Here is a 12,713-nt window from a genome sequence, read left to right as displayed (position 1 = left end):
ATATTTGAGTTCTTTTCAGCTTCATTTTAATTACTGAATGATAATCTGCTTGTAATAACCTTGCCAAAGCCGATTTTATCTAATTTTAAATTTGAAATATCTAATAGTCAGTTAATTAGTTTTTGGTACTATTTATACCAAAAAAAGCAAACTAACGTTTAAACGTTAAGAATTTTGTATAGTATTTAATACAGTTTGTGCTTGAACTGATATTTTATAACTCGAAAGTTTCACCTTTTTCAGGTAAATTAACTTTGTAGTTGAGTGCTGTTAATGCATCAGAAAGCATGGTCATGCTTTTAATTTCTCCATGAACAAGAAATACCGATTTTAGCTTTTCGGGATCTTGCTGTTTAATGGTATTAAGAAGATCATTATGATCGCCATGGCCACTTAACAAGTCTGTTTTTTGTATAGTGGCATAAACCATTAAATCGCGGTTTCTTAAACGAACTATTGGATCGCCTCTTAGTAATCTATCACCCAGAGTTCCTTTTGCACAATAGCCAATAAACAGGATAGTGCAGTAGTAGTTTTGAATGTTATAGTACAGATGATCCTGAATACGTCCACCTTCGAGCATACCGGCAGAAGAGATTATGATACAGGGTTCATGATAATTGGAAACTGATTGGCTTTCGCGCTTATCACTCACGTAAGAGAGTTCATCAAACTCAAATTCATCACCTTGTTTACTGTAAAAATCCTGAGATTCCTGATTTAACAAGTGGTGGTGTTTTCTATATATGTCTGTTGCAATGGTTGCCAGCGGGCTATCTACAAATATTTTTACCGGCGGAAGCAGCCCGCTACTAAAGATCTTATTTAAGGAATAAACCAATGCCTGGGTGCGGCCAATGCTGAAGGCCGGAATAATTAGCCTGCCCGGATATTTAATGCACGATTCGTTTATGGTTTCTATTAGCTTTTCTTGCAGGGTTAAATCGTGGCTGTGTAAACGGCCACCATATGTGGATTCGGATACAAGATAGTCTACCTGTGGTAATGGTTCCGGATCAACTAAAACAGGATAGTTGGCACGGCCTATATCGCCGGTAAAAGCGATCTTTTTTTCTATCCCTTTATCTATTACTGTTAAAACTATTGCAGCTGCACCAAGAAGATGGCCGATAGGTATAAAGGTTAATGATACATTGCCATTTAAACGAAACTCTTTGTGGAAAGCTATGGTAACAAACCTGTCTATGGTATCGTTTACATGTTTTTGAAGGTAGAGGGGCTGAGGACCCGATCTTCCTTTGCGACCTTTTGGACGTCTGTTTTGTTTTCCAATAAACACATTTACTGAATCGTGTAATAGTAGCTCAGTTAAATCTGCTGTTGGGGGTGTACTTAATATTTGGCCTTCAAATCCCATTCTAACCAGAGTTGGCAGATTCCCCGAATGGTCTATATGTGCATGGGTTAGTATCACTACATCTATGGAAGCTGGATCGAAAGGGAAATATTGATTTTCTTCCTGATAAGTGTCTTTTTCGTAGTCGAGACCACAATCTATTAATATATTATAATTTTCTAATTGCAAAAGGTGCATGCTTCCTGTTACCTGTTTAGCTGCTCCCCAAATGGTCAATTTCATATTTCGTGGTTATCCTAATAACGGCAAGTTATCATTTTAACAGTTAAGCGTAAACTAAATTATAATTTACCTTTTTGTAGCCATTGTACCCAATTGGTTATCTGGTAATTATATTTTAACGATACACATGATTTATTGGAGCTAACTATTTTCCAATTTGTAAGTTCATTTATAAACGTTGGTGGTTCTAAACCTGAGTTAGCAGTTGCTTGTGTATAAAACACTTGTTTTGCTGGGTGGTCTGGTGTGCAGGCATTAAATGTATGCCCAAAACTTTCAGTTTCTATTATATGTGTGCTAATACCAACGCAGTCTGTTAAGTGAATTAGATTTATAGGTGCCTGCCCGTTTGGCGCATTTATTTTACCGGCGAAGAACCTGCCAGGATCCCGGCCAGGACCAATAAGGCCACCAAACCTAAGTATTGTTGTTTTAAGGGAATGTTGCTGACGGAATATTTCTTCGGCAATTACCATGGCTTTGCCGGAGGGGGTATCAGGTTTTGGTTCATCAGTTTCTGATAATTCGATATTACAATCGCCATATACTGAAGTTGAGCTTATAAATAATATATTTTTGATTGTATTGTTGTTAGCAGCCTTACAGATTTCTTTTATTTTATCTGGAAAGCTTGCTTGTTCGGCACTGCTTCTTTTGGGTGGGATGCAAATAACTAACGTGTGGCTTTTAAAAAAAGCATCATCATAGGCTATGCTTTGTTCATGAAAGCTAACCAGGTATGGTTCAATTTCTTCTGCTTGGAGCTGTTGTAGTTTAGTGGGGCTAGTTGTTGAGCCTTTAACTTTGTAGCCTTTAGAAATGAGGTGTTTTGCTAATTCTAAGCCATACCAGCCACATCCGAGTATGCTGATTGTTTTTTGCATAGGTGTTATTAAGGGGTTTGAATAGCTATTCCGGGGTACTGAAATAAATTCAGGATGACGGGAGTAGTATTAAACGATTATGTTATTACGATTGTACTATTTATGGGTGTACTATTATGTTAAATGAAAAAAGCCTGATCAGGGTTTATGATACAGGCTTTTTTTGATTGAAAGAGGGTGATTAAAGAACTTTTACATTCTGAGCCTCAGGGCCTTTTTTTCCTTCGTTCAATTCGAATTCTACACTGTCGCCTTCATTTAGTTCTCTGAATGAATCTCCTGCTATAGCAGAAAAATGTACGAAAATATCTTTTCCTCCATCTTCTGGAGTTATAAATCCAAATCCTTTTGCAGAATTAAACCATTTAACTTTTCCTGTTGTACGCATAGTATTAATGTTATTTCGATGTGAAAGTAATCAATAGAATATTAATATCAAAATGTTGGATTTAGAGTTATTTTGTTTAACTAATGAAACTTAAAACTTCAATTTTTGTTATATTTAGTGGTTTAAAATGAATATTTATGACGGAGAAAATAAAAGATGATACAGATTTAAATCCTAAGAAAAATAGCGTGTATGATGATAATTTGGGTTTGGATGCTGATCATTCATCGGATGAGCCTACTTTGTTGACAAGATTAAACGACGATAATGACCGGATTTCTGGAAACCCGGATGGAGAAAATGATGTGAATGAAAATTATAATAGTTTAGTAAACAGTAGATTAGACGATAAATAGCGTTTTTGGCACTATTTTTTCTAATTGTGGGTATTAAACTAAAATTCTAAAGTCATGAAATACTTATTTTCAATATTAATAATAGGAACAATGCTAATGTCTGCATGTTCTAATAACGCAAAGGAACAAGCTTTGATAAAGCAACAAGCCATAGTAGCAGTAAAAGATAGTTTAAAATTAGATAGCTTTAAAAAAGCAGAAATTAAAAAACAAGAGGATGCAAAAATTGCTGCTCAGGTAAAGGAAGAAAAAAGAACTTTATTATTAGCTGAACAAAATGAAGCCGCATCTCATCCTTCGGCAAATCAAAATAGTGAAGCACCTACTCCTGCAAAGAAAAAAGGATGGAGTGATGCTGCTAAAGGAACTGTTATAGGTGCCGGTGCCGGAGCAATTGGTGGCGCATTGATTGATAAAAAACATGGAAGAGGAGCTATTATAGGTGGCGTTGTCGGTGCAGGAGCGGGATATCTTATTGGAAGGGATAAAGATAGAAAATCTGGAAGGGTACAACCTAAAAACTAGTTTTCCTTAAGATTTTATTATTTATTAAAAAAGACGGCTGTTAAACAAATAACAGCCGTCTTTTTTTGCCCTAATTTCTCGGTACTGATTTTTTAATTAACCACTGTGGAATATATTCTACAATAAGGGTGTTTTTGATTTGATTTATACTGTGTACACAAATGTGTGTAATAAGTGTGAAAGTTCTTAATATGTGTGTGTATGGCTTGTAGTGCCATTTAAATAGGTTTTTAGTGTTTAATATTTATTGCTGGCTTGATTTTTTCAATTACTTAAATAAATACAGAAAAAATGAGGTTTTATATTGGTTTATTTGCATTTGTTTTAATCGCTTTGAGTAGTTGTAAAAAAGACTCAACATTTAGTAATCCGGAAATAGTTGTAAGTAAAGAAGGAATACTGAGAATTGAATGTGAGAACTGTGATGTGAAATTTCACACTAGTGTTAAAGAATTTAATGGTAACATTTTAAACGGAAGTAAGGATATACCATTTTATTACACTAGTGATTTTAAGTTGAAAACTGAGGTAGTATCAAAGGAGAATCAAAATATAAGAGTGTTGGTTATTGATTCTTTTGGACGTGTAGTATCAAACGAATTAAGTAGTAAAGTAAAAGGAGAGGTTAGTAAAATGGAGTTTGCGATTACTACCAAGTAATATGGATTGAGAAATAGAGATAGAGAAATGATTGTGGAATAATTATAAGATTTAAGAAAGGAGATAAGATTATGGAAAATAGTACAACCGTTAGAAAACAAATTTTAGTTGTTGATGATGAACTAAGTATTCTTAGGCTATTGACATTTATATTGTCTGCAGATTATGATCTTGTAATTAAAAAGAGTGGAATTGAAGCTATAAGCTGGCTTGAAGAGGGGAACGATCCGAATTTAATTATATCTGATTTGATGATGCCTTATTTTGATGGGGGCACATTGATTAGAAATCTTAAAATAAGTGGCCTATATAGAGAGACTCCTGTTATTTTATTATCCGGTGCAGAGGATTTAGAAGACAAGGTGAGGAATATGCCTTTTAAAATAGATAGTTACCTGGAGAAACCATTTAATCCTGCTGTTTTGAAATCAAAAATAGCTCAATTAATAAACTGAAACCAAATAATAGAAGCCTAATAACCAAACTAGAATATGACATCCCCAACCATTGAATTTCATAAAGTAAGTGCCAAAATAGTATATTTTGGTAAATTACTAAAAGAAGTAATAGCTGAAGAACTTGATGGCGATATTACTTACCTTGAAGATCCTGATGATTTTAAAAGATACTTAGATAATCAGTCACTTTTAAGTGTACCGGATATCGTTTTGATTGAGGTAGATGAAAACAGCCAGTGTTTTGAGCAGGTAAAATACATAAAAAAGAACCCACTTTTACAAGGACTAATTATTGTACTTGTTGGCGTTAAAGACGATGTTAACTGGAGGAAAAAGGCTCTTGAACTGAAAGTTAACGACTACTATACTTATCCTTTTCCATACGAGGATTTCTGTGAGCGCTTGAATTTTTTGGTGAAGTTTAAGTTAATTAAGCCAAAGCTGATGGATATTGCCCAGCAAATGGAGGTTGAATACAAAACACCAAGAACGAAAAGAGTATTTGATATACTGGCATCTGGATTTGCTTTATTGTGCTTACTGCCATTGTTTATAATTGTTGCAATACTAATTAGACTGGAATCTAAAGGTAAAATTATATATAAGAGCAAAAGGGTAGGAGCTGGATATAAAATCTTTGATTTTTATAAATTCAGGTCTATGAGAAGTGATGCAGATAAAATGCTTGCATCGATGGCTAGCCTTAATCAATATGCGGGTTCTGAAGAGAATAAAGATAATAAAACGGCCTTTGTTAAATTTAAAAATGACCCGAGAATAACTAAGGTGGGCTCGTTTTTAAGGAAAACAAGTATTGATGAATTGCCTCAGTTGATAAATGTATTAATTGGCGACATGTCATTAGTGGGCAACAGACCATTACCTTTATACGAAGCAGAGCAACTGACCACAAATGAATGGTCAACAAGATTTCTGGGGCCTGCCGGTTTAACCGGATTATGGCAAATTAGTAAAAGAGGACAGGATGATATGTCGGAGCGCGAGCGTAAGGAACTTGATAACTATTATGCTTCGAACTATTCGATTTTCCTAGATTTAAAAATAATACTTAAAACTATACCTGCATTGATCCAAAAGGAGAATGTGTAGTTTTTATCATCCTTATTAATCATCTAAAATTAACTACGTAATATAAAATTAAATGAAAAATCTATCAAAATTCACTTTAATTGTCCTGATGTTTATAAGTCTGGATAGTTTTTCACAAGAGTCAATAATTGGCGAAATTAAATATTCTGATCTTGAAAAGTACATAGATCTGGCGGTAAAAAATTACCCTAAGGTGAAGATTACCGATGTGAATGTTGAAAAAGCGAAAACAGATATTTCTATGAATGCAATATCATATCTGGACATATTTAATGCTTCGTATTTTTACAGACCAAATAACAAAACCGCTATTGATGTGATTAATCCGTATGCAGTAAACGGTTTTCAACTTAGTGTAAATTTGAATCTTGGAAACTTTTTGCAAAAGCCTTATGCTGCAAAAAAAGCTAAAGCAGATTATAAAGTTGCGCAATTGCAAGCAGAAGATTTCAGATTAACACTTGCAACTGAAGTAAAGAAAAGATATTATGCGTACATTCAACAAATTAACCAATTGAAAATTTATACCCAAAGTGTACAGGATAACCAGAATGTGGCTGACAATTTAAAGAATAAGTTTGAAAAGGGAGAGGTAGCATTGGATACCTACAATCAATCGAGAATAAACCTGACGATTGCCAGTACCTCTAAAATTCAAACTGAAGTAAACTTGTTAAGTGCAAAAGATGCATTGGAAGAGATAATTGGAATGAAATTATCGGAGGTTAAGTAAGAAATATAATTTAACAGTTATAAATGGACATTAAATCATTTTTACGACTTCTTGGTAAATATAAATGGGTTTTGATATTGGTACCCCTGTTGACGGGGGGAATTACTTATTTCCTGGTAAAGAACCTTCCTCAACAATATAGTTCTGAGGCTCAGATTGCTACAGGTTTGATAGACCAGTCTAAGCAGGTTGTGGTTAATTCTAACCAGAATACGGATATTTTTAAGATCAACCAGCAGTTTTCGAACATTATAGAACGGATGAAAATGAGAAGGATTATGAGTATCCTTTCTTATCATCTGATCCTGCATGACCTTGAAGATCCGAAGGCTAGTTTCAGACCTTATAGCAAGCAGGTTTCTAAATTGGGGCAGGCCGGTATTGATGAGGTGATCAGGATTTACAAGGAAAGACTGTTAAATAAGCAGGTGATAGCGATTGGAGACAACGCTGGTAAATATCCCTTGTATGACATCATTAGCTCTATGGGTTATGATAATGATAATATTGCCAATAACCTGAAAATATACCGTCCGGATAACAGTGATTTTGTGAATGTTTATTACGTTTCTGAGAACCCATTGTTGTCGACGTTTTTAGTAAATACCTTATCTTCTGAATTTATTAATAACTACGGACAGGATGTTAATTTAAACCAGAACAACTCTATCGAACTGTTAGATTCATTGATGAAGAAGAAAGAGGCTGCAATGAATGAGAAGAATGCAGCTTTGAAGGATTTTAAGATGAAGAATGGGGTTTTGAACCTGGACAAGCAGTCGGAGATGGTTTATGCACAGATCTCACAAAATGAAGAGCGCAAGGCTCAGGCGATAAGGGATATTCAGGCCAACCAAAGGGCTATAGCAGATATTGATGCCACCCTTAAAGGCGGGATAGATAATTTAAGTTCAGGAAACTCTACAGCAGATAACCGAAGAATTATTAGCCTTAAGAACCAGTTGAAGATAGCTAATAGTGCATATATAGATGGAAATTTTACGGCAGCAGATAAAAATAAAGTTGACTCGCTGACTAGATTGATAAACGGTGTGAGTTCAAAGATTTCGGATGAGAATGTCACTAATCCACAGGCTTCCAGACAAGGGCTGATTGAAAGGAAGTTATCTCTTGAGACAACCATTAGCCAGGCCAAAGGGAGTTTAAAATCGATAGACAATGAGTTGTCGGTTTTGAAGGCGAAATACAACACGATGGTGCCTTTTGATGCCGGGATTCAAAACTATGAGCGTGATGCCGAGCTGGCTACCAAAGACTATATGAACTCTTTGGATACCTATAACCAAAACAGGACCGGTCAGAATGTGGCGCTGAAACTTCAGCTGGCCCAGTTAGGTTTACCAGGTTTACCGCTTGCCTCTAAAGGGATAATATATATTGCACTTTCGTATATAGCGAGTTTGTTTTTGTGCTTTACCTGGGTGTTAATGATGTTCCTTTTAGATCGGAGCATCAGGGATTCAAAGCAACTTGCCCAGGCCACCAAGTCTGTGGTTTTAGGTGCTGTACCTTATCTTTCTTATCCCGATATCAATATCAGGGAGTTGTGGAAGAGTAAAGAGAATGATCCTGAGTTTTTATCCTTTAAGAATTTGTTACGGTCATTACGATTTGAGATTTCAGATGCGTTGAAAAAGAACAATTCGAAGATTGTAGGGATTACCAGTCTGGATAGCAATGAGGGTAAATCCTTTTTATCCGGTAGTTTGGCTTATGCCTTTGCGATGATGGGTGAGAAGGTTCTGTTGATAGGAGGAGAGACCAAGAAGGTAATGTCAGACTCAAAAGAGCTGGCGCTAAGTCAGGATTTTGAGACTTTTTTGGTGAAGCGTGAAATCCAGACTGAGGACCTGATTACGATTTTGAATAAGAACGATGCAAATTCATCTTTGCTGGAGACACAGAGCAGTACAAGCTTAAGGAAAGGATTTGAAGTTTTAAAGGATGAGTTTGATGTGATCATTATAGATGTAGACGGGCTTAAGGATCTGAATAAAGCAAAAGAATGGTTACTTTTTACCGAGCTTAATGTTGCTGTTTTTGAATCTGGACGTTCTATATCAGAACCTCAGAAAGAGCTTTTAAGCTATATTAAAGGGCAACCTGGTTTTATTGGCTGGGTTCTTAATAAAGTGAAATAATAAATAGGCTATGTACCAGTTTTTATCCTCACTGTCACAAACGCGACGTATAATATTTCTGTCGGTTTTAGGGATAATAGTTTCTGTTGGGATTAGCTTACTAACATACCTTGGCCCGGTAGGGCCGGTATTAGTGATTGTGGCAGCACTGTTTGTTGTTTTTATGATCTTTCTTTTTAGGGAGCCCACTATAGGGCTTCTTGTATTAATAGTTTATTGCTTTTTGTTTGGGATTTTATCTCGCGAGGTGGGGGGCAGTATAGCTTATGGTATAGGGATTGAAATTTTTTTACTGCTTACGTGGATAACTGTAATTATACAGCATAAGCGATATGACTGGAAACGTTTAAATAACCCGCTGACAAAACTGATGCTAATGTGGTTTATCATCAGCGTGGTTGAAATTATAAATCCGGCAGGTGCTAGTGTAATGGGATGGTTGCAGGAAATTAGAAGTACTGCGCTATTTCCTATACTGACCATTCCATTGGTACTTCTATTGTTTGATTCTGAAAAGAAATTAAATACGGTATTAATACTGTTGATTGGGTTGTCGTTACTGGCAACTTTAAATGGTGTTAAACAGATACATATTGGCTTGTCGCCAGGTGAACAAAGGTTTTTAAATGAGGGGGGAGCAGTTACCCACTTGTTATGGGGAAGATTAAGAGCGTTTTCTTTTTATAGTGATTCTGGACAGTTTGGTGCCTCACAGGCTTCTTTTGTGCTAATTGCTATTGTTTTAGCGATAGCTCCTTTTAAGTCGTGGAAAAGGGTGCTAGCTTTAATTGCTGCAGGTCTATCTTTTTATGGAATGCTGATTTCGGGTACCAGGGGTGCTTTTTTTGCATTGGTTGTAGGGGTGTTGTTTCTGATTTTTCTGACAAAGAATGTGAAAGTACTAATGTATGGTTTGATTATTACTTTATTGTTTGTAGGGTTTTTAAAGTTTACCACCATAGGTAATGGGAGCTATGAAATTTACAGGTTACGGAGTGCTGTAAATCCTAAAGAAGCTTCATTAAATGTGAGGTTTAACAATCAAATGATCCTTGGCGAATACCTTAAGCATAATCCTTTTGGAGGAGGATTGGGAGTGATTGGTACCTGGGGTAGAGAATATAACAGGGATAAGTTTTTGTCGACAATTGCACCTGACAGCTACTGGGTTAAAGTTTGGGCCATGTATGGCATTGTTGGATTAACCATCTGGTTTTCGATGATGATGTATATCCTTGGGAAATGTTGTGGAATAATCTGGAAAATCCAAAATGTAAGGTTAAGGTATAAGTGTATAGCGATGCTTTCGGCAACAGCAGGAATTTTCTTCTGCAGTTATGGTAATGAAGTAATTAATTCAATGCCATCTGCCGTTGTGGCTTCTGTTTCATTAGCATTTATATTTCAGAGTGTATATTTTGATAAGAAAAAATCTGTACCATTAATAGATAATGAACCTAATTTAACTATAAGCTAATGCCATTTGAAATTTTCGTTATTCCGGGCGTAATATGTTTTATAATCGCCTTTTATTTAGAGATAAAAAACAAAGGATAAATCGATTTGATCCTATTACAAGTATGTAATAGGCACAATATTGTTTAGTGGGAAAGAATATTAATATATGATGAATATTTCTTATAATTAAGTAATGAAATTATCAGAAATTAAATAAGAATATAATTTAACAGTTTATAAATGGACATTAAATCATTTTTACGACTTCTTGGTAAATATAAATGGGTTTTGATATTGGTACCCCTGTTGACGGGAGGAATTACTTATTTCCTGGTAAAGAACCTTCCCCAACAATATAGTTCTGAGGCTCAGATTGCTACAGGTTTGATAGACCAGTCTAAGCAGGTTGTGGTTAATTCTAATCGGAATACGGATATTTTTAAGATCAACCAGCAGTTTTCGAACATTATAGAACGGATGAAAATGAGAAGGATTATGAGTATCCTTTCTTATCATCTGATCCTGCATGACCTTGAAGATCCGAAGGCTAGTTTCAGACCTTATAGCAAGCAGGTTTCTAAATTGGGGCAGGCCGGTATTGATGAGGTGATCAGGATTTACAAGGAAAGACTGTTAAATAAGCAGGTGATAGCGATTGGAGACAACGCTGGTAAATATCCCTTGTATGACATCATTAGCTCTATGGGTTATGATAATGATAATATTGCCAATAACCTGAAAATATACCGTCCGGATAACAGTGATTTTGTGAATGTTTATTACGTTTCTGAGAACCCATTGTTGTCGACGTTTTTAGTAAATACCTTATCTTCTGAATTTATTAATAACTACGGACAGGATGTTAATTTAAACCAGAACAACTCTATCGAACTGTTAGATTCATTGATGAAGAAGAAAGAGGCTGCAATGAATGAGAAGAATGCAGCTTTGAAGGATTTTAAGATGAAGAATGGGGTTTTGAACCTGGACAAGCAGTCGGAGATGGTTTATGCACAGATCTCACAAAATGAAGAGCGCAAGGCTCAGGCGATAAGGGATATTCAGGCCAACCAAAGGGCTATAGCAGATATTGATGCCACCCTTAAAGGCGGGATAGATAATTTAAGTTCAGGAAACTCTACAGCAGATAACCGAAGAATTATTAGCCTTAAGAACCAGTTGAAGATAGCTAATAGTGCATATATAGATGGAAATTTTACGGCAGCAGATAAAAATAAAGTTGACTCGCTGACTAGATTGATAAACGGTGTGAGTTCAAAGATTTCGGATGAGAATGTCACTAATCCACAGGCTTCCAGACAAGGGCTGATTGAAAGGAAGTTATCTCTTGAGACAACCATTAGCCAGGCCAAAGGGAGTTTAAAATCGATAGACAATGAGTTGTCGGTTTTGAAGGCGAAATACAACACGATGGTGCCTTTTGATGCCGGGATTCAAAACTATGAGCGTGATGCCGAGCTGGCTACCAAAGACTATATGAACTCTTTGGATACCTATAACCAAAACAGGACCGGTCAGAATGTGGCGCTGAAACTTCAGCTGGCCCAGTTAGGTTTACCAGGTTTACCGCTTGCCTCTAAAGGGATAATATATATTGCACTTTCGTATATAGCGAGTTTGTTTTTGTGCTTTACCTGGGTGTTAATGATGTTCCTTTTAGATCGGAGCATCAGGGATTCAAAGCAACTTGCCCAGGCCACCAAGTCTGTGGTTTTAGGTGCTGTACCTTATCTTTCTTATCCCGATATCAATATCAGGGAGTTATGGAAGAGTAAAGAGAATGATCCTGAGTTTTTATCCTTTAAGAATTTGTTACGGTCATTACGATTTGAGATTTCAGATGCGTTGAAAAAGAACAATTCGAAGATTGTAGGGATTACCAGTCTGGATAGCAATGAGGGTAAATCCTTTTTATCCGGTAGTTTGGCTTATGCCTTTGCGATGATGGGTGAGAAGGTTCTGTTGATAGGAGGAGAGACCAAGAAGGTAATGTCAGACTCAAAAGAGCTGGCGCTAAGTCAGGATTTTGAGACTTTTTTGGTGAAGCGTGAAATCCAGACTGAGGACCTGATTACGATTTTGAATAAGAACGATGCAAATTCATCTTTGCTGGAGACACAGAGCAGTACAAGCTTAAGGAAAGGATTTGAAGTTTTAAAGGATGAGTTTGATGTGATCATTATAGATGTAGACGGGCTTAAGGATCTGAATAAAGCAAAAGAATGGTTACTTTTTACCGAGCTTAATGTTGCTGTTTTTGAATCTGGACGTTCTATATCAGAACCTCAGAAAGAGCTTTTAAGCTATATTAAAGGGCAACCTGGTTTTATTGGCTGGGTTCTTAATAAAGTGAAATAA

At 36.0% G+C, this 12,713-nt stretch carries 12 protein-coding genes; 9 read left to right on the top strand and 3 right to left on the bottom strand.

Features of this window, described 5'->3' with window-relative positions; genetic code table 11:
- Positions 1-214: 214 nt before the first annotated feature.
- The 3 genes from CPT03_RS09160 to CPT03_RS09150 all read right to left on the bottom strand — a co-directional run bounded on the left by CPT03_RS09160 (position 215) and on the right by CPT03_RS09150 (position 2,872).
- Entirely contained in the window at positions 215-1,600 is a 1,386-nt protein-coding gene (locus CPT03_RS09160; RefSeq protein WP_099438572.1) for an MBL fold metallo-hydrolase, read from the bottom strand.
- Between the two features lie 59 nt (positions 1,601-1,659).
- Positions 1,660-2,484, bottom strand: a complete 825-nt coding sequence (locus tag CPT03_RS09155; RefSeq protein WP_099438571.1) for an SDR family oxidoreductase — start codon at positions 2,482-2,484, stop codon at positions 1,660-1,662.
- 181 nt (positions 2,485-2,665) lie between these two features.
- The gene (locus CPT03_RS09150; protein ID WP_048905079.1) at positions 2,666-2,872 is read right to left on the bottom strand and encodes a cold-shock protein; all 207 of its coding nucleotides are present in this window, start codon (positions 2,870-2,872) and stop codon (positions 2,666-2,668) included.
- Between the two features lie 137 nt (positions 2,873-3,009).
- Here CPT03_RS09150 and CPT03_RS09145 point away from each other — a divergent pair, with 137 nt between their 5' ends.
- The 9 genes from CPT03_RS09145 (at position 3,010) to CPT03_RS09105 (ending at position 12,713) form a co-directional block, all read left to right on the top strand.
- Entirely contained in the window at positions 3,010-3,228 is a 219-nt protein-coding gene (locus tag CPT03_RS09145) for a hypothetical protein (RefSeq protein ID WP_099438570.1), read from the top strand.
- A gap of 54 nt (positions 3,229-3,282) precedes the next feature.
- The gene (locus tag CPT03_RS09140; RefSeq protein WP_099438569.1) at positions 3,283-3,753 is read left to right on the top strand and encodes a YMGG-like glycine zipper-containing protein; all 471 of its coding nucleotides are present in this window, start codon (positions 3,283-3,285) and stop codon (positions 3,751-3,753) included.
- A gap of 291 nt (positions 3,754-4,044) precedes the next feature.
- Entirely contained in the window at positions 4,045-4,413 is a 369-nt protein-coding gene (locus CPT03_RS09135) for a hypothetical protein (protein ID WP_099438568.1), read from the top strand.
- Positions 4,414-4,484: 71 nt separating this feature from the next.
- The gene (locus CPT03_RS09130) at positions 4,485-4,868 is read left to right on the top strand and encodes a two-component system response regulator (protein WP_099438567.1); all 384 of its coding nucleotides are present in this window, start codon (positions 4,485-4,487) and stop codon (positions 4,866-4,868) included.
- A gap of 36 nt (positions 4,869-4,904) precedes the next feature.
- Entirely contained in the window at positions 4,905-5,981 is a 1,077-nt protein-coding gene (locus CPT03_RS09125; protein WP_099438566.1) for a sugar transferase, read from the top strand.
- Between the two features lie 52 nt (positions 5,982-6,033).
- Positions 6,034-6,714 carry a TolC family protein gene (locus tag CPT03_RS09120; RefSeq protein WP_099438565.1) on the top strand — a complete coding sequence of 227 codons (681 nt, stop codon included), beginning with the start codon at positions 6,034-6,036 and terminating at the stop codon, positions 6,712-6,714.
- 23 nt (positions 6,715-6,737) lie between these two features.
- On the top strand, positions 6,738-8,876 hold the full coding sequence (locus CPT03_RS09115) for a GumC family protein (RefSeq protein WP_099438564.1): 2,139 nt from the start codon (positions 6,738-6,740) through the stop codon (positions 8,874-8,876).
- A gap of 10 nt (positions 8,877-8,886) precedes the next feature.
- Positions 8,887-10,353: an O-antigen ligase family protein gene (locus CPT03_RS09110; protein ID WP_099438563.1), complete on the top strand. Its 1,467-nt coding sequence runs from the start codon at positions 8,887-8,889 to the stop codon at positions 10,351-10,353.
- A 221-nt stretch (positions 10,354-10,574) separates the two neighbouring features.
- Entirely contained in the window at positions 10,575-12,713 is a 2,139-nt protein-coding gene (locus CPT03_RS09105) for a GumC family protein (protein WP_099438562.1), read from the top strand.

Source organism: Pedobacter ginsengisoli, from assembly GCF_002736205.1.
GTDB lineage: Bacteria > Bacteroidota > Bacteroidia > Sphingobacteriales > Sphingobacteriaceae > Pedobacter > Pedobacter ginsengisoli_A.
The sequence above is the reverse complement of the archived record's forward strand: the minus strand, read 5'-3'. Positions and strand labels throughout refer to the sequence as shown.

Coding starts and splice junctions, on each gene's coding strand:
- CPT03_RS09130 (WP_099438567.1), top strand. CDS start 4,485: ATGGAAAATAGTACAACCGTTAGAAAACAAATTTTAGTTGTTGATGAT.
- CPT03_RS09120 (WP_099438565.1), top strand. CDS start 6,034: ATGAAAAATCTATCAAAATTCACTTTAATTGTCCTGATGTTTATAAGT.
- CPT03_RS09135 (WP_099438568.1), top strand. CDS start 4,045: ATGAGGTTTTATATTGGTTTATTTGCATTTGTTTTAATCGCTTTGAGT.
- CPT03_RS09105 (WP_099438562.1), top strand. CDS start 10,575: ATGGACATTAAATCATTTTTACGACTTCTTGGTAAATATAAATGGGTT.
- CPT03_RS09150 (WP_048905079.1), bottom strand. CDS start 2,872: ATGCGTACAACAGGAAAAGTTAAATGGTTTAATTCTGCAAAAGGATTT.
- CPT03_RS09110 (WP_099438563.1), top strand. CDS start 8,887: ATGTACCAGTTTTTATCCTCACTGTCACAAACGCGACGTATAATATTT.
- CPT03_RS09160 (WP_099438572.1), bottom strand. CDS start 1,600: ATGAAATTGACCATTTGGGGAGCAGCTAAACAGGTAACAGGAAGCATG.
- CPT03_RS09140 (WP_099438569.1), top strand. CDS start 3,283: ATGAAATACTTATTTTCAATATTAATAATAGGAACAATGCTAATGTCT.
- CPT03_RS09155 (WP_099438571.1), bottom strand. CDS start 2,484: ATGCAAAAAACAATCAGCATACTCGGATGTGGCTGGTATGGCTTAGAA.
- CPT03_RS09125 (WP_099438566.1), top strand. CDS start 4,905: ATGACATCCCCAACCATTGAATTTCATAAAGTAAGTGCCAAAATAGTA.
- CPT03_RS09115 (WP_099438564.1), top strand. CDS start 6,738: ATGGACATTAAATCATTTTTACGACTTCTTGGTAAATATAAATGGGTT.
- CPT03_RS09145 (WP_099438570.1), top strand. CDS start 3,010: ATGACGGAGAAAATAAAAGATGATACAGATTTAAATCCTAAGAAAAAT.